The sequence below is a fragment of the Arthrobacter sp. 9AX genome (assembly GCF_902506095.1).
Lineage (GTDB): Bacteria > Actinomycetota > Actinomycetes > Actinomycetales > Micrococcaceae > Arthrobacter.
This window is the reverse complement of the sequence record NZ_LR733293.1, coordinates 3,700,614-3,726,949: the sequence shown is the minus strand read 5'-3', so window position 1 is coordinate 3,726,949 and position 26,336 is coordinate 3,700,614. Positions and strand designations below refer to the sequence as shown.

The 26,336-nt window shown below is 66.2% G+C and carries 21 protein-coding genes; 14 read left to right on the top strand and 7 right to left on the bottom strand.

Translation table 11 applies throughout. The features are described 5' to 3' along the window. Positions 1–14: 14 nt before the first annotated feature. From topA to proC, 4 genes are all read left to right on the top strand, one after another. Positions 15–2,741 (top strand): type I DNA topoisomerase, encoded by a 2,727-nt coding sequence (gene topA / locus BACI348_RS17260; protein ID WP_159828313.1) that lies wholly within the window; start codon positions 15–17, stop codon positions 2,739–2,741. 39 nt (positions 2,742–2,780) lie between these two features. After that, the gene (locus BACI348_RS17255; protein ID WP_159828310.1) at positions 2,781–3,200 is read left to right on the top strand and encodes an SseB family protein; all 420 of its coding nucleotides are present in this window, start codon (positions 2,781–2,783) and stop codon (positions 3,198–3,200) included. A 7-nt stretch (positions 3,201–3,207) separates the two neighbouring features. Then, on the top strand, positions 3,208–4,194 hold the full coding sequence (locus tag BACI348_RS17250; RefSeq protein ID WP_159828307.1) for a Ppx/GppA phosphatase family protein: 987 nt from the start codon (positions 3,208–3,210) through the stop codon (positions 4,192–4,194). 247 nt (positions 4,195–4,441) lie between these two features. Further along, positions 4,442–5,275, top strand: coding sequence for a pyrroline-5-carboxylate reductase (proC, locus tag BACI348_RS17245; protein WP_159828304.1), 834 nt, complete (start codon positions 4,442–4,444; stop codon positions 5,273–5,275). Positions 5,276–5,282: 7 nt separating this feature from the next. On the opposite strand, the gene BACI348_RS17240 is transcribed toward proC, so the two are convergent. After that, the gene (locus BACI348_RS17240; RefSeq protein ID WP_201298444.1) at positions 5,283–5,921 is read right to left on the bottom strand and encodes a potassium channel family protein; all 639 of its coding nucleotides are present in this window, start codon (positions 5,919–5,921) and stop codon (positions 5,283–5,285) included. A 40-nt stretch (positions 5,922–5,961) separates the two neighbouring features. Continuing rightward, positions 5,962–7,395, bottom strand: a complete 1,434-nt coding sequence (locus BACI348_RS17235) for a TrkH family potassium uptake protein (RefSeq protein ID WP_159828298.1) — start codon at positions 7,393–7,395, stop codon at positions 5,962–5,964. Between the two features lie 104 nt (positions 7,396–7,499). Here BACI348_RS17235 and BACI348_RS17230 point away from each other — a divergent pair, with 104 nt between their 5' ends. Further along, positions 7,500–8,711 carry an acetoin utilization protein AcuC gene (locus tag BACI348_RS17230; RefSeq protein WP_159828295.1) on the top strand — a complete coding sequence of 404 codons (1,212 nt, stop codon included), beginning with the start codon at positions 7,500–7,502 and terminating at the stop codon, positions 8,709–8,711. Positions 8,712–8,789: 78 nt separating this feature from the next. Further along, complete coding sequence (locus BACI348_RS17225; RefSeq protein ID WP_159828292.1) at positions 8,790–9,407, top strand: ArsR/SmtB family transcription factor; 618 nt, start codon at positions 8,790–8,792, stop codon at positions 9,405–9,407. A gap of 75 nt (positions 9,408–9,482) precedes the next feature. On the opposite strand, the gene BACI348_RS17220 is transcribed toward BACI348_RS17225, so the two are convergent. Beyond that, the gene (locus BACI348_RS17220) at positions 9,483–10,823 is read right to left on the bottom strand and encodes an alpha-hydroxy acid oxidase (RefSeq protein WP_328699982.1); all 1,341 of its coding nucleotides are present in this window, start codon (positions 10,821–10,823) and stop codon (positions 9,483–9,485) included. A gap of 104 nt (positions 10,824–10,927) precedes the next feature. Here BACI348_RS17220 and BACI348_RS17215 point away from each other — a divergent pair, with 104 nt between their 5' ends. Continuing rightward, positions 10,928–11,623 (top strand): FadR/GntR family transcriptional regulator, encoded by a 696-nt coding sequence (locus BACI348_RS17215; RefSeq protein WP_159828289.1) that lies wholly within the window; start codon positions 10,928–10,930, stop codon positions 11,621–11,623. 94 nt (positions 11,624–11,717) lie between these two features. Here the strand turns inward: BACI348_RS17215 and BACI348_RS17210 are convergent, their stop codons facing one another. Beyond that, the gene (locus BACI348_RS17210; protein WP_159828286.1) at positions 11,718–12,752 is read right to left on the bottom strand and encodes a LacI family DNA-binding transcriptional regulator; all 1,035 of its coding nucleotides are present in this window, start codon (positions 12,750–12,752) and stop codon (positions 11,718–11,720) included. Positions 12,753–13,129: 377 nt separating this feature from the next. Between BACI348_RS17210 and BACI348_RS17205 the strand changes: the two genes are divergently transcribed. From BACI348_RS17205 to BACI348_RS17185, 5 genes are all read left to right on the top strand, one after another. Then, a complete protein-coding gene (locus tag BACI348_RS17205; protein ID WP_159828283.1) occupies positions 13,130–14,575 on the top strand; it encodes a Gfo/Idh/MocA family protein in 1,446 nt (481 codons plus the stop codon). 27 nt (positions 14,576–14,602) lie between these two features. Continuing rightward, entirely contained in the window at positions 14,603–15,568 is a 966-nt protein-coding gene (locus BACI348_RS17200; RefSeq protein ID WP_159828280.1) for an NAD-dependent epimerase/dehydratase family protein, read from the top strand. Next, positions 15,565–16,470 (top strand): 5-dehydro-4-deoxyglucarate dehydratase, encoded by a 906-nt coding sequence (locus tag BACI348_RS17195; protein ID WP_159828277.1) that lies wholly within the window; start codon positions 15,565–15,567, stop codon positions 16,468–16,470. Before BACI348_RS17200 ends, BACI348_RS17195 begins: the two co-directional genes overlap by 4 nt. Next, complete coding sequence (locus BACI348_RS17190) at positions 16,470–17,573, top strand: mandelate racemase/muconate lactonizing enzyme family protein (RefSeq protein WP_159828274.1); 1,104 nt, start codon at positions 16,470–16,472, stop codon at positions 17,571–17,573. The genes BACI348_RS17195 and BACI348_RS17190 overlap by 1 nt, the downstream gene beginning before the upstream one ends. Before the next feature lie 105 nt (positions 17,574–17,678). Then, on the top strand, positions 17,679–19,130 hold the full coding sequence (locus tag BACI348_RS17185) for an aldehyde dehydrogenase (NADP(+)) (protein ID WP_159828272.1): 1,452 nt from the start codon (positions 17,679–17,681) through the stop codon (positions 19,128–19,130). A gap of 123 nt (positions 19,131–19,253) precedes the next feature. Here BACI348_RS17185 and BACI348_RS17180 read toward each other — a convergent pair whose 3' ends face one another. From BACI348_RS17180 to BACI348_RS17170, 3 genes are read right to left on the bottom strand one after another with little or no spacing between them, the layout of a single operon-like run. Beyond that, positions 19,254–20,402 carry a M24 family metallopeptidase gene (locus BACI348_RS17180; protein ID WP_159828269.1) on the bottom strand — a complete coding sequence of 383 codons (1,149 nt, stop codon included), beginning with the start codon at positions 20,400–20,402 and terminating at the stop codon, positions 19,254–19,256. Next, positions 20,399–22,555 (bottom strand): DUF6807 family protein, encoded by a 2,157-nt coding sequence (locus tag BACI348_RS17175; RefSeq protein WP_159828266.1) that lies wholly within the window; start codon positions 22,553–22,555, stop codon positions 20,399–20,401. The genes BACI348_RS17180 and BACI348_RS17175 overlap by 4 nt, the downstream gene beginning before the upstream one ends. Continuing rightward, entirely contained in the window at positions 22,552–23,799 is a 1,248-nt protein-coding gene (locus tag BACI348_RS17170; RefSeq protein WP_159830267.1) for an acetylxylan esterase, read from the bottom strand. The genes BACI348_RS17175 and BACI348_RS17170 overlap by 4 nt, the downstream gene beginning before the upstream one ends. A gap of 495 nt (positions 23,800–24,294) precedes the next feature. On the opposite strand from BACI348_RS17170, the gene BACI348_RS17165 reads away from it, so the two are divergent. After that, the gene (locus BACI348_RS17165; protein ID WP_159828263.1) at positions 24,295–25,239 is read left to right on the top strand and encodes a carbohydrate ABC transporter permease; all 945 of its coding nucleotides are present in this window, start codon (positions 24,295–24,297) and stop codon (positions 25,237–25,239) included. Then, positions 25,229–26,173 carry a carbohydrate ABC transporter permease gene (locus BACI348_RS17160; protein WP_159828261.1) on the top strand — a complete coding sequence of 315 codons (945 nt, stop codon included), beginning with the start codon at positions 25,229–25,231 and terminating at the stop codon, positions 26,171–26,173. The genes BACI348_RS17165 and BACI348_RS17160 overlap by 11 nt, the downstream gene beginning before the upstream one ends. Positions 26,174–26,336 lie beyond the last annotated feature (163 nt).

Genomic DNA, 26,336 nt, shown 5'->3' with positions numbered 1-26,336 from the left:
TCTGTAGGAGCACCGTGCCAAGCAAGGCCAAAACCGGCAAGAAACTCGTGATTGTGGAGTCTCCGGCCAAGAGCAAGACCATCGCCAAGTACCTTGGCGAGGGCTTCATCGTTGAGGCCTCCATCGGTCACATCCGCGACCTGCCGCAGCCGTCCGAACTCCCTGCAGAGCTGAAGAAAACCTCCGTGGGCAAGTTCGCCGTCGATATTGACCACGACTTCAAGCCGTACTACGTGGTGTCCCCGGACAAAAAGAAAAAGGTGACCGAGCTCAAAGCCGCGCTCAAGGACGCCGACGAACTTTATCTCGCAACCGATGGGGACCGCGAGGGCGAAGCCATCGCGTGGCACCTGCTCGAGGTGCTGAAGCCCAAGGTTCCGGTGTACCGGATGACGTTCGGCGAAATCACCAAGGAAGCCATCCAGCGCGCCATGGGCAACCTCCGCGACGTCGATTCGGCACTGGTGGACGCGCAGGAAACCCGCCGTGTCCTGGATCGCCTGTACGGCTACGAAATTTCCCCGGTGCTGTGGCGCAAGGTGGCACGCGGCCTGTCCGCCGGCCGCGTGCAGTCAGTGGTCACCCGTATGGTGGTGGACCGCGAGCGGGAGCGCATGGCGTTCAAAGCCGCGTCCTACTGGGACCTCACCGGCCAGTTCGGTGCCGACGCCGGCTCGTTCAAGGCCAAGCTCGCCGCCGTTGACGGCGCCAAGGTGGCCAGCGGCCGCGACTTCAACGACGACGGCGTGCTCACCTCAAAGAACGTGGCGCACCTCAACGAGGAGCTGGCAACGTCCCTGGCGGCAGGGCTGCAGAACGCCGAGTTCCGTGTCCGCTCCGTCGATACCAAGCCCTACACCCGCCGCCCGGCAGCGCCCTTCACCACCTCCACGCTGCAGCAGGAGGCGGGCCGCAAGCTGCGTTTCTCCTCAAAGAGCACCATGCAGGTGGCCCAGCGGCTGTACGAAAACGGCTACATCACCTATATGCGTACGGACTCCTCCGCGCTGAGCGACGAAGCCGTCACGGCTGCCCGCCGCCAGGCCTCCGAGCTGTACGGCCCCGAGTACATCCCGCAGTCCCCCCGTGTGTACACCGGCAAGGCCGCCAACGCACAGGAAGCGCACGAGGCCATCCGCCCCGCCGGCGACTCCTTCCGGACCCCCGCCCAGGTGGCCAAGCAGCTCTCCGGCGACGAATTCCGCCTCTACGAACTCATCTGGAAGCGCACCGTCGCCTCCCAGATGGGCGACGCCAAGGGTTCGACGGCGACCATCCGCCTGGGTGCTGCAGCTTCGGACGGGCGCGACGCCGAGTTCTCCGCTTCAGGCACAGTCATCACGTTCCCCGGCTTCCTGGCAGCCTACGAGGAAGGCAAGGACGAAACCCGCGGCGACGACGATTCCGACGAAGCCCGCCGTCTGCCGAACGTGGCCAAGGGCGATTCCCTCACCGCCGCCGACATCATCGCAATCGGCCACGAGACCTCGCCGCCGCCGCGCTACACCGAAGCGTCGCTGACGGCCGAGCTGGAGAAGAAGGGCATCGGGCGCCCGTCCACGTATGCCTCCACCATCTCCACCATCCAGGACCGCGGCTATGTGCGGAAACAGGGCTCGGCCCTGGTTCCGAGCTGGATCGCGTTCTCCGTGATCCGGCTCCTGGAACAGCACTTCAGCGACTACGTGGACTACGAGTTCACGGCGGACATGGAAGGCGACCTGGACAAGATCGCCAACGGCCAGGCCGTGGGCGCCTCCTGGCTCCGGCACTTCTACTTCGGCGAGGACTCCGACCCGGGCCTGCTGAGCATCGTCAACAACCTCGGCGAAATCGATGCCCGGGAAATCAACTCCATTCCCATCACGGACGAGATCACCCTCCGCGTGGGCAAATTCGGTCCGTACCTCGAAAGCTCCGCCGCCACCGTGGATGCCAAGACGGGCGAGATCGTCGAGTCACCCCGTGCCAACGTGCCCGAGGACCTGGCCCCCGATGAACTGACCGCCGCGAAAGCCATCGAACTGATGGAAACCGCCGCTCCCGAGGAACGCGTGCTGGGGACGGACCCGCACACCGGACACACCGTCGTTGCCAAGAACGGCCGCTACGGCGCGTACGTCACCGAGGTCATCCCCGAGATGACCGAGGAACAGATCGCCGCCCAGCCGGTGGAGTACTACAAGAACGGCAAGCCCAAGCCGCCTAAGAAGCCGGTCAAGGCCAAGCCGCGCACAGGTTCGCTGTTCGCGTCCATGACTGTTGAGTCCGTAACGCTGGATGAGGCACTGCAGCTGATGAGCCTGCCCCGTGCCTTGGGGGAGGACGCCGAAGGCAACCTCATCACGGTGCAGAACGGCCGGTTTGGCCCGTACCTGAAGAAGGGCACCGACTCCCGCTCGATCGGCTCGGAGGAGGAGATCTTCACCATCACACTGGAACAGGCGCTGGAGATCTACTCGCAGCCCAAGCAGCGCGGTGCCCGCGCGGCCGTGCCGCCGCTCGCGGAGTTCGGTCCGGACCCGGTGTCGGAGAAGAACATCGTGGTGAAGGAAGGCCGCTTCGGCCCCTACATCACCGATGGCATCACCAACATCACGGTTCCGCGTGCCACCTCCCTGGAGGAGTTGACGCGTGAGCAGGCCGTTGAGCTCCTGGCCGAGAAGCGCGCCAAGGGACCGGTCAAGCGCACCGCCACCCGTAAGGCCCCGGCCAAGAAGAGGGCAACGGCGAAGAAGTAGGGGTTTGCATGCGCCTGCTGATCGTGATCGGGTAGTCGTATGACTGAACAGCCTGGAATCGCCGACACTACTCCGCTCAACGACCTTGAGGAGAAGCTCGCCCAGGGAGGGCAGCCTGATGCCAGTCCTGTGGACGTCATCCTGTCCTTCCTGAACAGCGAGGTCTACATCGTCAGCCCGGACAACATCGAGGGCGTCGATTCGCAGGTGGAGCCGCTGGTCCTGGCCAACGCCGACGGGGACCCCGTCCTGGCCGTCTTCTCGCACCCCACCCGGGTGGACCAGCAGTACCTGGACGCGGCCCCGAACGTCCTCGGCACGCAGGGCGCAGCCATCATTGCCAACATCGGAGACGAACTGGGAATGGTCATCAACCCGGGTGCAGCCTACGGCTTTGAGATCAATCCCGAAGGCATCGCCAACATCAAACGCGACTTCAAGCGCGCCGACGGGGAATAATGGCAGCATGCGGCTAGGCGTCCTCGATATCGGGTCCAACACTGTCCACCTCCTCCTGGTGGATGCCCACCCCGGCGCGCGGCCAGTGCCGTTCGCTTCGCATAAGCGTCCGTTGTCCCTGGTCCAGTACCTGGAGCCGGACGGCAGCATCAGCGACGCCGGCCAGCACGAACTCACCGAATTCGTCCTGGAAGCCTGGGAATTCGCGGCCCGGCACAAGGCCGAGGACCTCCTGGCGTTCTGTACGTCCGCCATCCGGGAAGCCACGAACGGCCCCGAAGTCCTGGCCCGCGTCAAGCACGAAACCACTGTCACGCTGCAGGAACTGACGGGAAGCGAAGAAGCGTCCATGACCTTCTTCGCCGTCCGGCGCTGGCACGGCTGGGGCGCCGGACCCATCCTCAACCTGGACATCGGCGGCGGCTCCTTCGAAATGGCGTTCGGCCAGGACGAACTGCCCGAGGTCGCCACCTCCGTGCCGCTGGGCGCCAGCCGGCTCACCCGGGACTGGCTTGCCGAGGATCCGCCGTCGGCCAAGAGCGTCAAGGAGCTTCGACGCTACATCCGGGCCACCCTCAAGCCTGCTGTCCGGGAATTCGACGGGCTCGGCCGGGCCAACGTCGTCGCCGGAACGTCCAAGACCTTCCGCTCCCTCGCCCGGATTGCCGGCGCCGCCCCCAGCGCGGCTGGCCCTTACGTCAAGCGTGAGCTGCAGGGTTCCGATCTTGGGGTCTGGGCGCAGCGCATTTCCGCCATGAAAGCCGAAGACCGTCTTCACCTGCCCGGCGTTTCCGAAGCCCGCGCCCACCAGCTCCTGGCCGGTGCCCTTGTGGCTGAGGCGGCGCTGGAACTGTTCAAGTTCAAGAAGATCAGGATCTGTCCGTGGGCCCTGCGCGAGGGCCTGATCCTCCGCCGCCTCGACCAGCTGGTGTTCGCCGGCCCGCTGGAGCCGGCTCCGCACGTTGTGCCCCCAGCCGTCCAGGCTGCCGTCTGACCCTGGCGGAAGTAAAGGCCTGAGCCTTTAACGCGGAAGCACCGGCGGCCGCGACAGGAAAATGGGGGAAAACCTGCCACGTACGCCGGTGCCCTGGCGGGCATCCCCATGCCTGCCGCATCACTCGCACCCTCAATGAGGTACTAACCACACTAGGGGCGCTTGTTGTGAGATACCTGCGCCCAACATGTGAGCCAGCTGTGAAACCCGGTTCTGTGCGTGCGGGTCAAACTGCAATGATGGAGCCATGAGCAACCGAATCGCATTCCTTGGCTGTGGGTCCATGAACGAAGCCATCCTTGGCGGTCTGCTGGAAGCCGGGACGGACCCGGCTGATATTGTGGCAACCGTCCGGCGCGCAGAGCGTGCCGCGGAACTTGCCGAGCGGTACCACGGCATCACCGCGATCGCCGGTGAGGAGGAACCGGACAACAACAGGCAGGCCAGCAAGGGGTCCGCCGTCGTCATCCTGGGGGTTAAGCCGGTGGGCATCACGGAGCTGGCACGCGAGATCAGTCCGGTGCTGGCACCCGAAACCGTAGTGGTGAGTGTGGCCGCAGCCGTGTCGATCGCCCAGCTGGAGGCTGCCCTCCCCGCCGGCCAGCCGGTGATCCGCACCATGCCCAACACGCCCGCAAAGCTGGGGCGGGGCGTCGTATCTGTCTCCCCGGGCACCCACTGCACGCCGGAACAGCTGCAGAAGGTCAAGGACATCCTGCAGGGGGCCGGAACCGTTGTCGAGGTTCCGGAGGACCAGGTGGACGCCCTGTCGGCCATCAGCGGCTCAGGACCGGCCTACGCCTTCTACCTTGCCGAGGCGATGGCGGCCGCCGGGCAGGAGCTGGGCCTGGACGCCGAGCTGTCCCTGCTCCTGGCCAGAGAGACCGTGGCCGGCGCCGGCTTTATGCTCGCCGAGCCGGGCGCCGATCCTTCGGCCCTGCGCAAAGCCGTGACCAGCCCCAACGGCACCACCGAGCGGGCCATCGCAACCTTCGACGAGCGGGGCATCCCGTCCATCATCGCCGCCGGCGCACGGGCAGCGGCGGACCGGGCCGCGGAGATCACCAGGCAACTGGGCTGAGGAAACCTTAGGGGCGGGCGGCGAAGCGTTCCAGCAGGTCCACGTGCCCGGACACAATCAGCATGTCCCGGGCCGAGACCTTGGTTTCCGGCCGCGCGTAAGTGAAATCCTCGCCCGGGGATTTAACGCCCACAATCGTCACGCCGTACTTGGACCGGACCTTGGACTCGTCCAGGGTGAACCCCACCGTCTCGCGCGGCGGGTACATCTTCACAATGGCGAAGTCGTCGTCGAACTCGATGAAGTCCAGCATCCGCCCGGACACCAGGTGGGCGGCGCGGACTCCGGCGTCGGCCTCCGGGTAGATCACATGGTTGGCGCCGATGCGGGTGAGGATCTTGCCGTGCGAGGGCGTAATGGCCTTCACCCACAGGTGCTCAATGCCCAGGTCCACCAGGTTGACGGTGATCAGCACCGAGGACTCGATGGACGTTCCAACGCCCACGACGGCGGAGCTGAACTCCTGTGCCCCGAGCTGGCGGAGCGCGTCGATGTTGGTGGCATCGGCCTCCACCACGTGCGTCAGGAGGGGCGCGAACTTCTGCACCAGGCTGCGGTCTCGTTCGATGGCGAGCACTTCCCGGCCCTGTTTGACCAGTTGCTCCGCCGTTGACGAACCGAACCTGCCCAGTCCGATGACCAGCACAGGTGCATTGTGGGCGGGCCGCCGGGGGGCGTCTGGGGAACTAGCCAATGATGGGCCTCTCTTCGGGATAGTGGTACAGCTGGCTGCGCTGGCGCAGGGCCAGGCCGGCGGCAAGGGTGACGGTGCCGACGCGGCCGGCGAACATCAGGGCAGTGAGGACATACACGCCCGACGGCGGCAGCTCGGCACTGAGGTTGGTGCTGAGCCCCACGGTGGCGAAAGCGGAAATGGTTTCGAACAGCACGCGGTCAAGGGAAGCGCCGCTGATGTGCAGCAGGAGGAAGGCGGACACCGAAACCAGGGTGGCGCCGGCAACAATCACCGAGATGGCCACGCGCATGCTGCCCTGCGGGATGGTCCTGCCGTACACCTTGACGTCGGCGTCGCCGCGGGCTTCGGCAACGATCGCCAGGAACATCACGGCAATGGTGGTCACCTTGATGCCGCCGGCTGTGGAGGCAGACCCGCCGCCGGCGAACATCAGCGCGTCCGTCAGGAGCATGGTGGTGGATTCCATCTGGTTCTGGTCCACCAGGTTGAAGCCGCCGGAGCGGGTCATCACCGAGGCGAACAGGGAATGCGTGATCTTGTCACCCAAGTCCATGGAACCGATGGTCCGGACGTTGTCCCACTCCATCAGCCCCCAGAGGAACGTACCTGCCGCGAGCAGGATGAAGGACACCTGGATGGTGAGCTTGGTGTGAAGGTTCCACTTTTTCCAGTTCAGGCCGTTCTGCTGCAGCACCATCACGACCGGAAACCCGAGGCTGCCCAAAAAGACGCCAAGCATCAGGGGGACCAGGATCCACAGGTCGGTCTCGTAGGGGACGATGCCGTCCGAGTGCGGCGTGAAGCCGGCGTTGTTGAAGGACGAGATGGAGTAGAAGATACCGTGCCAGACAGACTGCAGGAAGGGTTCCCCGAGGGCCAGGAACCGGGGGATGAGTGCCAGGGCGAGGATGCCTTCGATGACCACGGAGGTGGTGATGACGATCCGCAGCAACGTACCCACTTCGCCGAGCCGGCCTGCGTTGTTCATGGATTCGGCGGCAATGATTTTGCCGCGGACGCCAAGGCGCTTGCTCACCATCAACGCGAGCAACGACGCCAGGGTAAGGGTGCCGAGGCCGCCGATGAAAATGCCGATCAGGATCACCAGCTGGCCGAAGAAGGACCAGTGGACCGCCGTCGACACCACGGTGAGGCCCGTGACGCACACGGCGGACACGGCGGTGAACATCGACTGGTGCAGGGGAGTGGCCGTGCCGGCGGCCGAAGAGATGGGCAGCGAGAGCAGGAAGGTGAACACCAGGCACACGGCGGCGAACGCGCTGAGCGCAAGCCGGGCGGGGGAGGTGTTGGCAATGTCGTCGATGAAGTCGCGCAGCCGGGTGAAGATCCAGAGGCCCTCCCGCTCCTGCGCGGCGGGATACCAGCTGGCCGGATTCCGGGGCCTCGACTGGCTTTGCGTCATGTGTGGCTTTTCCTCGGTTGAATCTGCTTCCCTCAGTAGTAAACCACTTATGCCCGCGTAATGGCCGGGCGGGAAGGGCCGCATGCTCCGGTAGCCTGTGATTGATGACATATCTGCCCGGCCTCAGCCAGCCCGCGCCGCCAACGGTGGTGGCGTGGGACCCTGACATGACCGCCTACAATTTCGGCCCGGGCCACCCCATGGCGCCTGAGCGAATGGACCTCACGGCCCGGTTGGCCGGCAGCCTGGGACTTTTCGACCTTGACCATGTCGCCGTGGAGGCTCCTTACGTCGCCACCGACGCCGAGCTCGAGTCCGTGCACTCGGCCGGGTTCGTGGCGGCGGTCCGCAGGGTCAGTGAAGATCCCCACGCCACCGACGAATCCCGCGGCCTGGGCACCGAGGACGATCCCGCGTTTGCCGGGATGCATGAGGCGGCAGCCCGGCTGGCCGGCGGCTCCCTGCTGTCCGCGGCCAAAATCCTGGACGGCTCGGCACTGCACGCGGTCAACTTCGGCGGCGGCATGCACCACGCCTCCCGCGACCGGGCCAGCGGCTTCTGCATCTACAACGACGCGGCCCTTGCCGTGCAGAAACTGCTCGACGGCGGGGTCGGCAAGGTTGCCTACCTCGACGTTGATGCCCACCACGGGGACGGGACGGAGAGCATCTTCTGGGACGACCCGCGGGTGCTCACCGTTTCCCTGCACGAAAGCGGCCTCACCCTGTTTCCCGGTACCGGTTTCGCCAACGAGATCGGGGGTCCCGCGGCTGAGGGGACGGCCGTCAACATCGCCCTGCCCTCGGGAACAGGCGACGCCGGCTGGCTCCGGGCGTTCCACGCGGTGGTGCCGCAGCTCGTGGCAGCATTCCAGCCCGAGGTGATCGTCAGCCAGCACGGCTGCGACTCACACCGGACGGATCCGCTCACGCACCTCAACCTCAGTGTGGACGGCCAGCGGGAGGCCGCCACCGCCGTCGGGAATCTTGCCGCCCGCTATTGCGGCAACCGCTGGATTGCCACCGGCGGCGGCGGATACAACGTGCTGCAGGTGGTTCCGCGCTCGTGGAGCCACCTGATTGCCATCGCTGCGGGCCGCCCCGTGCCGCTGCGGACCGCGGTCCCGGCTGATTGGCGCACCTACGTTGAGGAGAAGTTCGGTGCCGCGGCCCCGGAGCTGATGGGCGACGACGTGGAGCTCTGGTGGCGGTCCTGGGAAGTGGGATTCGATCCCAACGACGCCGTGGACCGCACCGTGATGGCCACCCGGAAGGCCGTCTTTCCGCTGCACGGACTCGACCCGTGGTTCGACTGAAACCGGCACTCTTCCCATAGGCGTCAGCCGCCGAAATAGTTGATGCCTTTCGGCGTATATGTCGCTAGGGTGGGAGGCATGGTGACAGACGACGTATTTGCCGTCATAGCGGAATCGACCCGGCGGGACATCCTGACGTCCCTGCGTTCCGGGGACAAGGCCGTGGGGGAGCTCGTGGAGGAACTGGCGGCCAGCCAGCCCACCATTTCCAAGCACCTGAAAGTTTTGCGGGAGGCGCAGCTGGTCAGCATGCGGGCGCAGGGCCAGAAGCGTTACTACGCGCTGAACCGCGAGCCGCTGGCGGGGATTGCCAGCTGGCTGGAGACGTTCGACGTCGGCCCGGCAGCTGCTGCGACCAGGTCACCGGCTGCAGGGGCCCCCGGGGCCCGAACCAGGGAAGAGCCGTCCGCTCCGTCAGCCGCGGCCGCAGCGGCGGAAGCGCCGCCGCGGGCAGGGTCGACGAAGGAACACACGGCGGCCGAAGCCGTGGCAGCGGACGCAGTGGCTGCCGGCGTCCTGGTGCGGGAGGGCGCGGATCTGAGTCCCGCCGTCGTCATCCCCGGCGGAACAGCCGCGCCGCTCAGCGACGACAGCGTGCCCCAGCAGATCGGCCGGACCGTGGGCCGGGCGGCCACCAAGGCAGCCGACCTCCTTGCGAACCTGCCCAACCTGCCCAAGTTCGGCCGCAAGAAATAATGCCCTCGTAACATTCCGGCGGTTGAGCCTGTCGAGACATGGATTTCGGCAGGCTCAACCACGGACCCGGGGCACCTACTTGTTGAGCAGGCGCACGTGGTCCGGGGTGAGCTCGGAGATCCTGCTTACGCCGAGCAGTGCCATAGTGCGCGCCATGTCCTTTTCGAGGATCTGCAGGGTGCGGTCCACTCCGGCGCGGCCGCCGGCCATCAGTCCGTACAGGTAGGCGCGGCCGATCAGCGTGAAGTCTGCGCCGAGTGCCAGGGCAGCCACGATGTCCGCGCCGCTCATGATGCCGGTATCGAGCATGATCGCGGCCTTGGTATTGTCCGCGGTGAACGCCTGCTTAACCTCGGGGAGCAGGTGGAACGGGATGGGAGCGCGGTCCAGCTGGCGGCCGCCGTGGTTGGAGAGGATCACGCCGTCCGCGCCGTGGTCCACCACGCGCCGGGCGTCCTCGACAGTCTGGATGCCCTTGACCACCAGCTTGCCTTTCCAGGTTTCGCGCAACCAGTCCAGGTCCTCAAAAGTGAGGGTGGGATCGAACATGGAGTTGATCAGGTCCGCCACGGTGCCGGTGTAGCGGGAGAGCGAGGCGAACGTGAGCGGCTCGTGGGTGAGGAAGTTGAACCACCAGGCGGGGCGGTAGGACGCGTCCAGCACGGTTTTGAGGGTCAGCGCCGGCGGGATGGTCATGCCGTTGCGGACGTCGCGGAGGCGGGCGCCGGCCACGGCCGTGTCCACAGTGACCATGAGGGTGTCGTTGCCTGCCTTGGCCGCGCGCTCAATCAGTTCCAGGGAGCGGTCGCGGTCCGTCCACAGGTACAGCTGGAACCAGTTGCGGCCGTGGGGCGCGGCGGCGGCCACGTCTTCGATGGAGGCGGTGCCCATGGTGGAGAGGGTGTAGGGGATGCCCGCAGCCTGGGCTGCCTGGGACCCTGCGTATTCGCCCTCGGACTGCATCATGCGGGTAAAGCCTGTGGGTGCGATGCCGACCGGGAGGCGGGAGGACTTGCCCAGGATTTCGGTGCTCAGGTCGATGGCGGAGACGTTCCGCAGGATGCCGGGCCGGAACTCGATGTCCAGGAAGGCCTGGCGGGCGCGGCGGAGCGTGATCTCCTCTTCCGCGGCGCCGTCCGTGTAGTCAAATGGTGCCTGCGGGGTGCGGCGCTTGGCGATGTCGCGCAGTTCCCAGATGGTGCTGGCCCGCTTGAGCCTGGCTTCCTTGCTGAACTCCGGCTTCTTGAACTGCATCAGCGGCGCGAGGTCCGAGTACTTGGGGATGCGGCGCTTCAAGGCTGCCGGGACGGGGGATGCGGTGGCCGGAGAACTCGCGGGGGCGGACACAGCCGGGATGTCCGTGGCGTCCGGCGCAGGCGTGGCTTCGGGGTTGTTGGGCTGGATGGTGTGTGTCATGGGGTCCTCCGTTGGTCCGGCGACAGGATCCTTTCGTACGGATCCCCTGTGGTCTAACCACACTCTAAGGTATGTGGTCCAACCACATCAACTAGTATTGCCCCATGAAGACCCACCAACTTGTCCTCGCCTGGATCGAGACCGAGCTCTCCGAGGGACGGCTGGCAGTGGGCGGCCGGATTCCCGCGGAACGTTCCCTTGCGGAGCAACTGAAAGTGTCGCGCACGTCCGTCCGCGAGGCCATCAGGATCCTGGAGGCTATGGGCGTGGTGCGGGCCGGGGTGGGTTCCGGCCCTGAAGCGGGCACTGTGGTCATTTCGGATCCGACGGCGGCACTGGGCTCGGCCCTGAGGCTGCACGTTGCCACGCAGCACCTACCTGTGGAGGACATCGTGGAGACCCGTGTGCTGCTGGAATCGTGGGCGGTGTCCCATGCCAAACCCGGTTCCCCGCAGCTGGCCGTCGCCACGCGGCTCCTGGGTGAGATGGATGCCGAAGCAGTAAGCGTGGATGAGTTCCTGGCCTTGGATGTCCGGTTCCACCTGGCCCTGGCCGATGCCGCCGGCAACGCCGTGGTCAGCGCCATGATGGGATCCCTGCGCGAATCCATCACCGGTTACGCGTCCCGGCTCACCGGCAACCTGCCGGACTGGGACGCCACCGCGGCGCGGCTGCGGGTGGAGCATCACGGCATCCTGGCCGCCGTGCAGGATCACGACGGCGACCGGGCGGCCAGACTGGTTGCCGACCATATCGAGGGCTACTACAAAGAGGCGGGGCTGGCTTCCGGAGGTACCTGACCGGGCCGGCGAAGCTGGAGTTTTTGTCCAGCTATGCAGGCTTAGATGCCCTTGAGGCCTGCATAGCTGGACAAAAACTACATGTGGGGAGGGGTCAGCCGTGCACCGTGGACCGCGCGGCCTTGGCCGGCCCGCTGCTGGCCCGGACCTGGAGGCGCGGCTGGTACCGGCTCCCCGGAGCGTCGTTGTCCTCCTTGCGGATCAGCGCGCGGAGCTGGTGCCAGGCCTGCTCGCCCAGTTCGGTGATGGGGACAGCGGCCGTGGTGAGGGCGGGGGTGGTGTACTTGGCGAACGGGATGTCGTCGAAGCCCGTGACGGAGATGTCGCCGGGTACGTCGAGCCCGCGCTCGTGCAGCCCGCTCATCAGGCCCATGGCCACGAGGTCGTTGAAGGCAAGAATGCCGGTGGCGCCGCTTTGGAGTACTGCGTCAACGGCTTCATGCCCCGTATCGAAGTCCGAACCGCCCTCAAGCATCCGGACGTCCACCTGCGGATGCGCTGCCTTGAACGCTTCCAGGCCCTTGAGCCGCATGCCGTTGGAAGCGCTGCGGGGCGGGCCGGCCAGGAAGGCCAGGCGCGTATGGCCCAGTTCCACCAGGTGTTCGGCGAGGTCCTGCACTCCCTGGCCGTAGTCCACCACCAGGCTGGGAATGTCCGCTGCCGCGGTGGTCCGGTTGATCAGAACCAGCGGGCGCAGCGACGGTGCGATTTCCTCGAGCTCGGCGTCGGTCATGCGGGGGGCACACAACACCAGGCCGTCGCAGCGCCTGCGGGCCTCGCCGGCAAGGATGGTTTCCTCACTGGACACCTCGAAGGAATCGGCGATCAGGACGCGATAGCCATCCTGGGCCGCGGCCCGGCTCAGGCCCCGCAGGATTGCCTGGAAGGTAGGGTTTGCCAGGTCCGGAACCACGATCCCGATGGTGTCGGTCTTGCCCAGGGCCAAGCTGCGGCCCACCGGGTTGGGCTGGTATTTCAGTTCCACGGCGGCCGCGCGGACGCGCGCGGCAATGTCCGGGTCCACGGTGAAATTGCCGTTCATGACCCGGGACACCGTGGCGTGGGAAACTCCTGCCTTGACCGCAACATCCGCGATGCCGATCCTGCCGGTTGCCGATCTCCTGACCATTGTGGTCCCTTCCTTGGCGCAGCGGGCCGTGTGCCCTGCGTGTGCTGCTGCCTGGTTGTACTGCTCCTGTGGCAGGTTCCTGCCGCCTTTGCCCGACGGCATGTTGCTTCACAGCATATAACGCAACGGGAAAGCGATTTCTAACGTTTTCCCAAGTTTTCCGAGAAGATTCCAGCCTCCAGTACGGCCGGGATGGCCCAATTCATAGAAAGCGCTTTCTCGCAGTGCTGATAATGGTTGACGGATGCCGGTTCCGGTTGGTACAAATCTATTAGTGATCCGAGAAAACGCTTTCTTGGGCAGGTGCTGCAGAGCGCCACAGATCAAACGTCAAAGGCCGCCGGCGCGGCCAGCAATAGCTTTCGAAAGGGACCCTCATGGTCAACACAGCCGAGTCGAGTACTGCTGCAGGGACGGCACCCGCCGTGGACACCGCCACAGCACCCGGTACTGCAGCCGGACACGGCGGCAAGGCCCGCATCGCCCTGATCGGCACCGGCGGACGCTCCGAGATGTACATCCGCGCCATCTTCGGCAAGCACGCCGATACCGCCGAACTCGTGGCGTTCTCGGACGTAAACCCCGGCCGTGTGGAGTTCTACCAGCAGCTCATCCAGGAACTGGGCGCGCCGGGACCTGTGGCTTCCTTTGATCCGGCTGACCTGACCTCCTTCATCCAGGCCAACAACATCGACCGCGTCATCGTCACCACGCCGGACTACACCCATGCCGACTACATCGTGGAGGGACTCCGCGCAGGGGCGGACGTCGTCGTCGAAAAGCCCCTCACCATCGACGCCGAGGGCTGCCGCCGCATTACCCGGGCCGTGCATGAGACCGGCCGCAACGTGGTGGTCACCTTCAACTACCGCTACTCGCCGCGCAACAGCGCGCTGAAGGAAATCATCCAGAGCGGCGTGATCGGCAAGGTCACGTCCATTGACTTCAGCTGGGTGCTGGACACGGTCCACGGCGCGGACTACTTCCGCCGCTGGCACCGGGAAAAGAAGAACTCCGGCGGCCTGCTGATCCACAAGGCTTCGCACCACTTCGACCTGGTCAATTGGTGGATCGATGACGTCCCGGAGCGCGTCTTCGCCTCCGGCGGACTCAAGTTCTATGGAGACAAGAACGCCGCCGAGCGCGGCCTTGGCCCCCGCCCCGAACGCGGCACCCCCGACGCCGACGCGCCGGCCGCCGCGGAGAAGGATCCGTTTACTTTGGACCTGCGGGAAGACGAACGCCTCAAGGCACTCTTCCTGGACAACGAGCACTACGACGGTTACCGCCGCGACCAGGACGTCTTCACCGGCGGCATCACCATCGAGGACAACCTCGCGCTGGTGGTGGAGTACCAGGGCGGCCCGCGCCTGAGCTACTCGTTGAACGCCCACAGCCCCTGGGAGGGCTACCGCGTAGCCGTCAACGGCACCGAAGGCCGCGCCGAGCTGGAGGTTGTGGAGCGGGCCGCGGTGGTCAGCAGCACCGACAAAAAGACCGTGGTGGACCCCAGCGCCACCCCCATCGAGGAAGAGGACGCCATCCGCCGCAACGGCGAACGCCTGGTGGTCCAGCGCCACTGGGAACCGGCATACGAGGTGCCGATCGTCAACGGCGAAGGCGGCCACGGCGGCGGTGATGAGCTTCTGCTCTCGGACCTCTTCAACGGCCCGGGTGAGGACCCGCTGGGCCGCCCTTCCGGCTACCTGGACGGGCTGCGGTCGGTTTCAGTCGGCATCGCCGGCAACCACTCGCTTGAAACCTCCCTGCCCGTACGCATCGAGGACCTGGACCTCGGCGTCGACCTCCGCCGCGGCAAGTGACCGCGGCGCCGGATTCGAAGGACTAACATGAGCAGGATTTTTGTCACCGGCGGTTCCGGCCGCCTGGGCCGCAGCGTTGTGGCCGGGCTCGCCGAAAAGGGCCACCACGTCATCTCCGTGGACCGGGACGCCGTTCCGGCGGACCAGCTTCCCGCCGGCGCTGTCCAGGAGACCGCTGACCTCCTGGCACCCGGCGAGGCACTGCGCCTCCTCCGCGACACCAGGCCCGACGCCGTCATCCACCTTGCGGCGATCGCGGTGCCGTTCAGCGCGCCCGAGGACGTCATCTTCGCCACGAACACCCGCCTCGCCTTCGCCGTGGTCAGCGCCGCGACGGAACTCGGGGTCCCGAAGATCGTGACGGCAAGCAGCCCTACCGTGCTGGGCTACGGCTCGCCCGCGGGCTGGCTGCCGCCGTCGTTCCCGCTGGACGAGCGGACCCCGCCAAAGCCCTGGAATGCCTACGCTCTGTCCAAGCTCATTGCGGAGCAGACCGTCCAGGCCTTCGCCGCAGCGCAGGGCGAAAAGATCCGCTACGCGGCCTTCCGCCCCTGCTATGTGATCTCCCCGGAGGAGTGGGACGGCGCGCCCACGCAGCAGGGGCACACCCTCGCTGAACGGCTGGCCGATCCCGCCCTGTCCGCGCCGGCCCTGTTCAACTACGTGGACGCCCGCGACGTGGCGGACTTCCTGGACCTGCTGCTGGCGAAGATGCCGTCCATCCCCAATGGGGAAACGTTCTTCGTCGGCGCGGCTGACGCCCTGGCCACCGCACCCCTGGCTGAACTGATGCCGAAATTCCTGCCTGGCAGCGAAGCCCTCAGCGCCGGCCTCACCGGCACCAGCCCGGCCTTCTCCATCGCCAAAGCCCAGGAACTCCTCGGCTGGCAGCCCGTTCGCAGCTGGCGCACGGAACTCAAGTCCCACACCAACCTCAACGACGAGAACTCCGCGCTGGTCACCGCCGGCAGCGGAGCCAAGGAGACACCATGAAATTCGACGGCGTACTGTTCTTCCCCGTCACCCCGTTCACAGCCGATGGTGCCGTGGACGTGGAACTGCTCAAGGAACACATCAGCTCGCGGCTGCCGTTCGGTCCGGGCGCGGTTTTCCCTGCCTGCGGCACCGGCGAATTCCACGCTCTCAGCATCGATGAGGTCCGCACCGTGGTGACCGCCGCCGTCGAAGTTGTTGCGGGAAAGGTGCCGGTGGTTGCCGGGGCCGGCGGACCCCTGGGCCACGCCATCGCCGCCGCCCGCGTTGCAGAGGAAGCCGGCGCCGATGCCCTCCTGGTGCTGCCGCCGTACCTGGTCACCGGCCCCACAGACGGGCTCGTGGCCTACATCGAGGCTGTGGCCAACGCCAGCAGCCTGCCGGTGATCGTCTACCACCGCGGCAACGCCAAGTTCACCGCCGCCTCCATGGTGCGGCTGGCCGCCAACCCCAGGGTCATCGGCTTCAAGGACGGCCTCGGCGACGTGGGCCTGGCCCAGGAAATCGTGTCCGCGGTCCGCGCCACCGGACGCGAAGACTTCGCCTTCTTCAACGGCCTCCTGACCGCCGAACTGACCCAGGGCGCCTACCGGGGCCTCGGCATTCCGCTGTACTCCTCCGCCGCCTTCGCGATGGCACCGGAAATCGCCAAGGCCTACTACGACGCCTACATCGCCGGTGATGAGGAGCGCCGCAATGCCCTGCTCGAAGGCTTCTACGCGCCCTTGGTCCGGCTGCGCGACCAGACTCCGGGCTTTGGCGTTTCGCTGATCAAGGCAGGCCTTCGCCTGGGCGGGCTCCCGGTCGGTTCCGTGCGGGCGCCGCTGGTTGATCCCACCGAGGAGCAGCTGCTCCAGCTGAAGGCCGTCCTCGCCAAGGGCTACGAGCTGGCCGGCCGCTGATGGGCGCCCCAGTCGCCGAAGCGGTCCGCACGGCGCCGCGCATCACGGGACTGTCCACCCGGCTCATCACAGTTCCCCTGCGCCGCAGCTGGGGCGTTGAGGCGCCGGAGAACCACGTGATCGTCACGGAGATCCGGACGGACGACGGCGGCGCGGGGCATGGTTTTTCCTGGACGCCCACCGTTGGCCCCCAGGCCGTTAAGGCACTGTTGGATTACGACGTCGCGCCTTTCCTCAAGGGATTGCCCGCCAACCCCGAAGTGGTCTGGGACGCGCTGTGGAAACGGCTGCACGAGGCCGGCGGCGGGGGACTGACCACCATTGCGATGTCCGGCGTGGACCTGGCCCTGTGGGACCGGCAGGCCTCCCGCGCGGGCACCTCTATCACCGGACTCCTGGGGCAGCGCCAGGAGTCCGCGGAAGTCTACGGCTCCGGCGTCAACCTGCACTACACCCTTGAAGAACTGGTGGCCCAGGCCGAACGCTGGGTGGCAGCCGGCCACCGGGCAGTGAAAATCAAGGTGGGCAAACCGGATGTCCGCGAGGACGCCGAACGCGTGGCCGCCGTCCGGTCCGTCCTGGGGCCGGACCGGAAACTGATGATCGATGCGAACCAGCGCTGGGACCTGCCCACCACCCTCCGCGCCCTCGACGTCCTGTCCGAATTCGGGCTGGAGTGGCTCGAGGAACCCATCCGGGCGGACGATCTCTGGGCCTACCGGAGGCTCCGCAAGCACTCACCGGTGCCGATCGCCCTCGGTGAAAACCTCCACACCATCTACCGTTTCCGGGATTTCATTGAGGCGGAAGCGGTGGACATCATCCAGCCCAACATCATCCGGGTGGGAGGCATCACCCCGTTCCGGCGCATTGTTGAACTTGCGCGGACCAACAGCATCAAGGTGATGCCGCACCTGCTCCCCGAGCTGTCCGGCCAGCTGGCGCTGACACTCGCGGAGCCCACCCTGGTGGAGGACGTGGAGGAGGCCTCTTTCGAACAGCTGGGCATCCTGGCCGGCCCGTCGCCGGTCCGGTTCAGCAACAGCCGGGTGACGCTGACTGACCAGCCGGGGCTCGGCTTCCGCTTCCGGGACGGACAGTAAGCACGCCGTACACCCGGGACACGCCGTCGTCCGGGGCTACGTTGAGAGCCGCGACACGGGACACGCTGTAACGACGAACGCACAACCACAGAACAGGTACCTGACGTGACAACTGCAACCCTTTCCTTGTCCGAGCTGACGGCCGCGGCCACGGAAGCTGCCAAAATCTCGGCGGCTGCCTCCGATGCCCAGCGCGCCTCCTGGCTCAACGCCGTGGCCGATGCCCTGGACGCCAACGCCGCCGAACTCGTGGAGATTGCGGACTCCGAGACCAGCCTTGGCACCGCCCGCCTCACGGGCGAAGTGGCGAGGACCACCGGGCAACTGCGCCTGTTCGCCCGGGTGATCACCGAAGGCTCGTACCTCGAAGCGGTGATCGATCATGCGAACCCGAATGCCACCCCACCCACGCCCGACCTGCGCCGCATCCTCCGGCCGATCGGACCCGTGGCGGTGTTTTCGGCGTCGAACTTCCCCTTCGCTTTCTCCGTGGCCGGCGGTGACACCGCCTCGGCGCTGGCCGTGGGCTGCTCCGTGATCGTCAAGGCCCACTCCGGCCACCTGCGCCTTTCGGAGCGGACCGCTGAGGTGGTGGCTGAGGCATTGCGCAATGCCGGTGCGCCGGAGGGCTTGTTCGCTCTGGTGAGCGGCCGCGAGGTGGGAACTGCCCTGGTCCAGGATCCGGCGGTCAAAGCGGTGGGTTTCACGGGCTCCATCCCCGGCGGCCGTGCCCTCTTTGACCTCGCCACGTCCCGCCCCGAGCCCATTCCGTTCTACGGCGAACTGGGCAGCCTGAACCCGGTGGTTGTCACCCAATCAGCGCTGGCGGAACGCCCAGCCAAGCTTGCCGAAGGCCTCGCGGCCTCTTTCACCCTCGGAGCCGGGCAGTTCTGCACCAAGCCGGGCCTGGTATTCATCCCGGCCGGAACGGATTTTGCTGCGCAGGTTGCGGAGGCCAGCAAGGGTAAGCCGGCGCTCGGAATGCTCACCAGCCGGATCGCCGAAGCGTACCCGGAAGGCCTGCGCAGCTTCGCGTCCGTTGACGGCGTGGACGTGGTCAGCGGCAGCGTGGACCAGGACGCGGTGTCCAACGGGGCAGCTCCGGTGGTTTTCTCCACCAGCGCCGCCAAGGTCCTGGAAAACCCTGCGGAACTGCTGGAGGAGTGCTTTGGCCCCACCACCATGCTGATCGAATACACGGACCGGTCTGAGTTGTCCGCGGTGTTGGCCAAGGTGCCGGGCAGCCTGACCGCCACGGTACACGCCGGGCCGGGGGAGGACATCGCGGCGCTTGTGGAGCAGTTGTCTGAGCTCGCCGGCCGGGTCCTCTTCGAGGGCTGGCCCACGGGCGTCGCGGTGAACTGGGCTCAGCAGCACGGCGGCCCCTACCCCGCCACTACCTCGCTCTTCACCTCCGTTGGTGCGACGGCGGTCCGCCGGTTCCAGCGTCCGGTCGCCTACCAGGACGCTCCGGAGTCCGTTCTGCACCCGGCGCTGCTGGAGAGCAACCCGCTGGGCATCCCGCGGCGGGTTGATGGGCAGCTGGTGCTTCCGTAGCGACGCCCGCTCAGTTGGTGTCGCCTTAATCGAGACACCCGCTCAGTTATCGCCGTGATGACGGCCATAACTGAGCGGGCGTTTTGCGTTTAGCGGCAGGATCTGAGCGGGCGTGCTGACGCCTTACAGCTGGAGGGTGGCCGGCCGCTGGATACCGTTGACCGTTGCCACGGGCCAGCGGGAATCAACAGTAAGGACCTGTAGTCCCGATGCCGTGAGCTGGACGGTGTCCTCGATCTTGACGCCTGGCCCGGACGGGTTCCAGGTGAACGCCTGGTTCAGGACCACGGTGTCCGTGGCGCTGGCGGTGACCCGGGGATCCCTGCCTGCGTAGCCGGCCGGGCCGCCCTGATGGTGCTGCTCCCACTGGTCTGAGCCGAAGCCGTGCCGGGCATACGCCTCCTTGATCTCGGCAAAGATCCGGTTCAGGCGGGCGCCGGGGACGGTGGCGTCGAAGATGTCCGCCTCGACTGCCGCGATGCGTGCCTCGGCGTCGCGCTCTTCCGGCGTGCCGGCGTCGAACCTCACCCAGCGGGTGATGTTGGCGACTAAACCGTCCCTGCGGGCGCAGACCACGGCCATGGCCCGGCGGCCCAGCGGCGAGTGTGTGGCCAGCGGGTGCCGGAACACGCTCCGGCTGCTGCCGTTGCACAGCAGGACCAGCGGCTCCGCGCCGGCCGCAACAACCCGCGCGGCCAGGGCGGACACCAGCTCAAACTCGGTGGTCTCCGGCCGGGCCGACGACAGGACATCCGTCATGATCACCGCGACCTCGGCACTGAGCTGTGCATAGCGTGCGCTCTCCGCGGGGAGGAGTTGCTGGCGGACGGCACGCAGTTCAACCGCCACGTCAACTTCCGAAAGCGGTGTGGCACTTCTTCCACTCGTGCCAGTTCGGCGTGAGCCATTTTCAGAGCTTCCGACGGCGGCGGCCGCCTCGTGCAGGTTGCCGTACCAGGGCACGGAATGCAGGGCGACGCCGGCGGGTAGTTCTTCGGCGGCGATGCGGCCGGCTTCGTTGTTGAAAGTGACCAGGTGGTCGCCCTCGCGGTCCACCAGGAGGGCGGCGATGGGATCGCCGGCCAGGCTGACGTGGACCCGGCTGCCGTCCAGGTACCAGGTCAGTGCCGTGTTGCTGGTCAGCAGCAGGGAGTCCCCGCCCTTCGCATCAAGGATGTCCAAAACCCGCCGGCGTTTGATGCTGCGGTCTTCCGCGGATGCCGGGGCAACCCTGCCCGCAAGCGTTGTGGTGTCAGCTGTTGTCGGGCTCATGAACGGTTCCCCTGCCGGTTGATCAATGTTTCGATGTCTGCTGTGCCCAGGATGCCGTCGGCCACAAAAACGGTGATGCTGCGGTGGACCGGGTGGCCCGGTTGGGCGATGACCGGGGTGTCCCATGCCAGGGACTGGCCCACCCCGGGGTAGCCGTTCACCCGGACGAACCAGGGATCCGTGGAATCCTCCGCCGCCACAAAAATCAGAGTGGCGCTGCCACCTGAAGTGCCGCCGTCGGACGTTCCCTCTTTGGACGTTACCGTCCCGGAAGTCCCCGTCCCGAATATTCCTGTCCCGAATGTTCCCGCCCCGAACGTCCCGGACCAGGCGACCCAGGGCGTCACGGAACCGTGCACCCCAGTCTCGCCGGAACCCGCCGGTGACCACACGGTGGCTCCTTCGCACTCGGGCAGCCGCCAGAAGAAACCGCCGTACCCGCCTTCATGCCGGCCGTTGGAGCCCGGGCTGCCCAGGCTGACCGGCTGGTCGCCGGCCGGGGAGAGTGCGAAGTCCAGGGACAGCTGCCAGGTGGAGGCGCTGACGCCGGACCAGGTCCAGGTGCGCTCCTCCGTCAGGACCGGGACGCCGTCGGGCCCGTTCCAGCTCAGGGATTCCTGCAGCCGGCCCTCCCGCGTGCCAGCCGCCGCGGTTTCTTCAACAGGGGTTCCGGTGCTGGTGATGCTGCCGTGGTCCGGGCGCCAGACGTACTGGCCGGCTGCGCGCGTGTAGGTGCGGCCGCCCCAGAAGTTGATGCCGTCCACATCCTGCAGGGCCACCCCGACGCCGAGGTGCCACACATGATCCAGCGGCTGGTGGTCGGAGACGATGGTGCCGTTGAGGGTCCTGACCGGGTGCAGGTAGGGCCGCGGGGAAGAGACTGCGCGGATCCGGCTGCCGTCCTGGTACCCGGCAACTTCTTTGCCGTCCAAGGTGAACGTGCGGACCGGCGGCAGCAGCCGGGCCCAAGGGACCTCAAGCTCGGCGAAGGTGGCCTGGCCTTTGGCGGCCCGTTCCAGCAATGGTCCGATTCCGTGCACTACCGGGTGGGCGTCGTCGCCCTCGCCCTCCCAAGTGATGTGCTCCGGGCTGATCTGCTGCGGTGCCGGGGCTGTGCGGATGGCTTCCAGGACTGTGGTGAAAGCGCCGGTATCGGCCAGGGAAGAAAGCAGCGGGGCGCCGCTGAACCGTGCCTCCAGCAAGTTCTCCAGCAGGTCGGTCCGGCCGAAGGTCTCGCGGCGCTCGCCGTCGGCCGTGTTGATGACCACCTCATCTTCGGTGTAGAACAGCGTGATCTCGCCCAGCGTGCCGTGGACCGTGACGGACGGATTCTGCTGCTCGGGCGCGCACAGCGTCAGTCCGCACAGCAGCGTGGTGCCGCCGGCGGTGCGCACGCGCAGAATGGAGGTGTCGTCACTCTCGGTATCGTGTGCCCGGTACAGGTCTGTTTCCACCGAGTCCACATCGGCAATGGTGTGCGCCCCTGCCATGTGAAGGGCGGTGGCCACCGCGTGCGCCAGCGCATTGGTTGCCACTCCGTCCACCACGTCGATGCCGTCCAGGCTGCGCTTCCCGGCCCAGCGTGACCGCTTGAAGTAGGCCTTGCTCCGCACCCACTGACCTTGGGCGCTGAGCCCGAGGACGTCACCAATGCCGCCGGATTCCACCAGGGTACGGATGGCAGGCAGGGCTTGGGAGCCGAGGCTTTGGAAGCCCACCTGGACCAGCCGCCCGGCGGCTTCGGCCCCTGCCAGTACTTCCTCGAACTGGGCGAGGGACGCTACCGGCGGCTTTTCCACATAGACGTCCTTGCCCGCTGACAAGGCGGCAAGGGCCAAGGGAGCATGGGTCTGGATGGGGGTGGCAAGAATGACGATGTCGACGCCCGGGTCTGCTGCCAGCAGCTGTGCCAGGTCAGCAAAAACGGCTACCGATGCCGCCAGCGCTCCCTCCGCCGGAGGGTTCGGATCCGCGACGGCCACAAGTTCGACGGCGCCTGCTTCCTCGAGGCGTGCGAGGTTGGCCAGGTGCCGCTCGCCGAAGCCGTGCACACCTACCAGGGCTATGCGCGGTACGGCTTGGAGGGCAGCATTCGGAGAAGTGCCTCCGGCCGGGCGGGTGCTGTTTTCCGCGGTGGCGGATTGTGGAGTCATGAGGATGGTCCTTGTGAACTGATGCGGGATGGCGAACGGGAGGTGGATTGGAAGCTGACCATTGGCGATGGACTAAGTGATGGGAGGTTAAGCGTGGCGGCGAGGAAGTTCAGGGCTTCCTCCTGCATACCGGACGTGAACACGTGGCCGCCTGGCCAGAAGCTCCCGGTGTAGGCGCCCGGTGCGTGAAGCGCCTTCAGGATGCGGTGTGCCTCCCGCATGCCGTCCTCGGGGAAGAGTTCGTCTGCCAGGGCGTACTGCACCAGCAGCTGGCCGGCGCCTGACCTTGCGGTGAGCTCGGGCCAGTCGCCCAGGCGCCACAGGCCCGGAGTCTGCAGCAGCCACGAGTGGGCGTCCAGGTACTCGGGAAGAAGAGACTGGAACGTGGTCATCATGCAGGTCACCACGTAGCTTCGGATCCGGGGACTCAGTGCGGCGAGGGTGAGGGAACGGCCACCTCCGCCTGAGAAGCCGATGCAGCCCAGCTGGTCCTGGTCAACGTTCGGCAGTCCCGCGAGGATCTCCAGGGCTGCGAGGTCGTCATGGGCCACCATGCCGGCGAGGCTGGTGCCCAGCAAGCCAGCGGTCTTGGCCACGGTTTCCTCGTGGAACCCGGCCGCGGCGTTGTACACCTCGGCTTCGGAAGGCACTACTCCGTCCTCCCGCCATTGTGCCTGCCTTGCCTCCAGTGCCGAGGCCGTCCGCCACGGCGGCACGCCAAGGCCGAAGCGGCGGCTGCCCCAGGCAAAGGTGTCGTGGGCCAGGACGGCGAAGCCGCGGCGGGCGATATCCGTAGCAAGGGCATGGCCGTCGTAGTGCCCGGCCCGCGCGTTTTCCGCCGAGGGGTGTGACTCCGGCAGGTCCACGAGCCTGTCTGCGCCACCGAACTTGTTGCCGCCGTGGCAGTGCAGCGCCAGGACGCCGGGAAGGGGACCAGGCGCGTCGGCCGGGCAAATCAGCCAGCCCGTGGTGCGGGGACCAAATCCCAACTGCCAGCTGAGCTGGGAGGTGGTGACGCCGTCATACGTCTCCTCCCACTGGACCGTCACGGCAGGTGACGGCAGCGCACCGGGGACGCCGAGGACGTCCGCCAGTTCCTGGGCCGAGGTGGCGGCGGCCTGGTAGCGCCGATGTTCCTGGACGTAGGCAGGCCAGTCCTCGTACCCGCCAATCGCGCTGGGCCGAGGCGGCCGCGTGGCCTGCTGTGGTCCACCATCCCGGCGGAGTTCTGATTCGGGGTTCACCTGATCATCATGGCTGACGTGGGCATCCGGGTTAAGTCCGCCGTTACTCTTCACTGGCCTGCCTCCTGTTCGCGTGCTGTGATGATGACGGCTGTGCCGACGGCGCCGAGCGGTCCTGGACCTCGTGAGACCAAACCGCATTGTTGTGCCCCTTAGTGTATGAATCCCGGTGATGTGACTCTGCGACAGAAAGCGTTTTCCCAAAAACTAACAAAGGGCTATACAAGAGTCAAGAAACCGTTTACTTTGGTACGGAGCCGCTTTTTCAACTGCACCACCGCACGTGGCGCACAGGACAGTGCCAAGCCGATGCCAGCTTCTCCAGGAAGCGCCGCCGGCGAGCTGCGCGTCTTTGTTCGGTGGAGGCGATTACCAAAACGTGGAGGCCACGATGACCAAAGGAGACCACATGGCCGCTAAGCACATACCCAAGGCACCGCGCCCGGCAGGAATGCCGGCTGCAGCGGGGCAGCTGTTCGGAACGGGGTTGCCGCAGTGAGCGCCATCAGCGAACTGAGCTCGTTCTCCCGGCGGAAGGGCAAAGCCACCGCCGAGGAGAAGAAAGCCAACGGCCGGGACAATAAGGCCGCCTACATCTTCCTGCTGCCGTGGCTTGTGGGCCTGGTGGCCATCACCATCGGCCCCATGCTGATGTCCCTCTACTTGTCCTTCACGGACTACAACCTGCTCCAGCCACCGGAATGGACCGGGCTGGAGAACTTTACCCGGATGCTCACCGATGCCCGGCTGCATAACTCGCTGCGGGTGACCTTCACTTACGTGTTCATCGGTGTCCCGCTCCAGCTTGCGGTGGCGCTCCTGATCGCACTGGTGCTGGATAAGGGCCTGCGCGGCCTGCCGTTCTACCGTTCGGTATTCTACCTGCCCTCCCTGCTGGGTGGCTCGGTGGCGGTGGCCATCCTGTGGAAGCAGATCTTCGGCACCACGGGCCTGGTCAACCAGGTCCTGGCGATGTTCGGGATCCAGGGTCCGGGATGGATCTCGGATCCCAGCACGGCGCTTGGTTCAATCATCCTGCTGCACGTCTGGACGTTTGGCGCCCCGATGATCATCTTCCTGGCCGGCTTGCGCCAGATCCCGAACATGTATTACGAGGCGGCCAAGGTTGACGGTGCCACCACGCTGCAGCAGTTCTGGAAGATCACCATGCCGATGCTGAGCCCGATCATCTTCTTCAACCTGGTGCTGCAGATCATCGGTTCGTTCCAGTCGTTCACCCAGGCGTTCATCGTCTCGGGCGGCAACGGCGGGCCCTCGGACTCCACCATGTTCTTCACCCTGTACCTGTATCAAAAGGGTTTCGGCCAGTTCGACATGGGTTACGCGTCAGCGATGGCCTGGGTCCTGCTGCTGATCATCGGCGTTTTCACCGCCATCAACTTCATCGCTTCTAAGTATTGGGTTTTCTATGACGACTAAGCTTGAGACGCTGCCCGCCCCGGACAAGAAGTCAGGCGCCGGCAAGCCTACGAACCACCGCAAGCCCAAAGTCCGGGAATCGCGCGGCACCCTGGCTTTCAGCCGCTCGCAAAGGACCAAGGCACTTATCAAGCACGCGATCCTGATCCTGACAGGCGCACTGATGATCTACCCGCTGCTGTGGATGGTGGTGTCCTCGCTGCGGCCCAACGAGCTGATCTTCCGCGAGCCGGGCCTATGGCTGAACAGCCTGGAGATGAGCAACTACACCTCCGGCTGGTCCGCCCTGACCCACCCCTTCGGGCACTACATGCTCAACTCCGCGATAGTGGTGATCGGGTCGATCCTGGGCAACCTGATCTCCTGCTCGATGGCCGCCTACGCTTTCGCCCGGCTCCAGTTCACCGGCAAGAAGCTGTTCTTCGGCATCATGCTGCTGACCATCATGCTGCCGTTCCACGTGGTGATCGTCCCGCAGTACATCCTGTTCTCGCAGATCGGCTGGGTGAACACCTTCTGGCCGCTGCTGGTACCCAAGCTGCTCGCCACCGACGCGTTCTTTGTGTTCCTGATGGTCCAGTTCATCCGCGGCATCCCCAAGGACCTGGACGAAGCTGCCCGCATTGACGGCGCAGGCCACCCGCGGATCTTCCTGCGGGTCATCCTGCCGCTGATGGTCCCGGCACTGGCAACCACCACCATCTTCACGTTCATCTGGACCTGGAACGACTTCTTCGGTGCCCTGATCTACCTCACGGACCCGGACATGTTCACCGTCCCCGTAGCACTGCGCGCCTTCGTGGACTCGCAGTCCGCCACGAGCTGGGGCTCACTGTTCGCAATGTCCATTGTCTCGCTCCTGCCTGTGTTCCTTGTGTTCCTCTTCGGCCAGCGCTTCCTCATCAAGGGCATCGCCACCACCGGCATCAAATAGGCCTTACGGCTTCTTCGTACCGCCCTCCAGCTGGTGGTATCCACTGCTTTGCCTGGAAACGGCCCGTCCGCCGACGGGCCGTTTCTGTTGTTCGAAAGAGTTTGGAAAACGTCTTGTATTACAAGTTTTCAACTTGTAGTATCTGATTCAGAAAACGGTTTCC

Excerpts from the sequence above, each read along its gene's own strand:
- BACI348_RS17255 (WP_159828310.1), top strand. The coding sequence starts at position 2,781 with ATGACTGAACAGCCTGGAATCGCCGACACTACTCCGCTCAACGACCTT.
- BACI348_RS17250 (WP_159828307.1), top strand. The coding sequence starts at position 3,208 with ATGCGGCTAGGCGTCCTCGATATCGGGTCCAACACTGTCCACCTCCTC.
- proC (WP_159828304.1), top strand. The coding sequence starts at position 4,442 with ATGAGCAACCGAATCGCATTCCTTGGCTGTGGGTCCATGAACGAAGCC.
- BACI348_RS17235 (WP_159828298.1), bottom strand. The coding sequence starts at position 7,395 with ATGACGCAAAGCCAGTCGAGGCCCCGGAATCCGGCCAGCTGGTATCCC.
- BACI348_RS17230 (WP_159828295.1), top strand. The coding sequence starts at position 7,500 with ATGACATATCTGCCCGGCCTCAGCCAGCCCGCGCCGCCAACGGTGGTG.
- BACI348_RS17225 (WP_159828292.1), top strand. The coding sequence starts at position 8,790 with ATGGTGACAGACGACGTATTTGCCGTCATAGCGGAATCGACCCGGCGG.
- BACI348_RS17220 (WP_328699982.1), bottom strand. The coding sequence starts at position 10,823 with ATGACACACACCATCCAGCCCAACAACCCCGAAGCCACGCCTGCGCCG.
- BACI348_RS17215 (WP_159828289.1), top strand. The coding sequence starts at position 10,928 with ATGAAGACCCACCAACTTGTCCTCGCCTGGATCGAGACCGAGCTCTCC.
- BACI348_RS17210 (WP_159828286.1), bottom strand. The coding sequence starts at position 12,752 with ATGGTCAGGAGATCGGCAACCGGCAGGATCGGCATCGCGGATGTTGCG.
- BACI348_RS17205 (WP_159828283.1), top strand. The coding sequence starts at position 13,130 with ATGGTCAACACAGCCGAGTCGAGTACTGCTGCAGGGACGGCACCCGCC.
- BACI348_RS17200 (WP_159828280.1), top strand. The coding sequence starts at position 14,603 with ATGAGCAGGATTTTTGTCACCGGCGGTTCCGGCCGCCTGGGCCGCAGC.
- BACI348_RS17195 (WP_159828277.1), top strand. The coding sequence starts at position 15,565 with ATGAAATTCGACGGCGTACTGTTCTTCCCCGTCACCCCGTTCACAGCC.
- BACI348_RS17190 (WP_159828274.1), top strand. The coding sequence starts at position 16,470 with ATGGGCGCCCCAGTCGCCGAAGCGGTCCGCACGGCGCCGCGCATCACG.
- BACI348_RS17180 (WP_159828269.1), bottom strand. The coding sequence starts at position 20,402 with ATGAGCCCGACAACAGCTGACACCACAACGCTTGCGGGCAGGGTTGCC.
- BACI348_RS17175 (WP_159828266.1), bottom strand. The coding sequence starts at position 22,555 with ATGACTCCACAATCCGCCACCGCGGAAAACAGCACCCGCCCGGCCGGA.
- BACI348_RS17160 (WP_159828261.1), top strand. The coding sequence starts at position 25,229 with ATGACGACTAAGCTTGAGACGCTGCCCGCCCCGGACAAGAAGTCAGGC.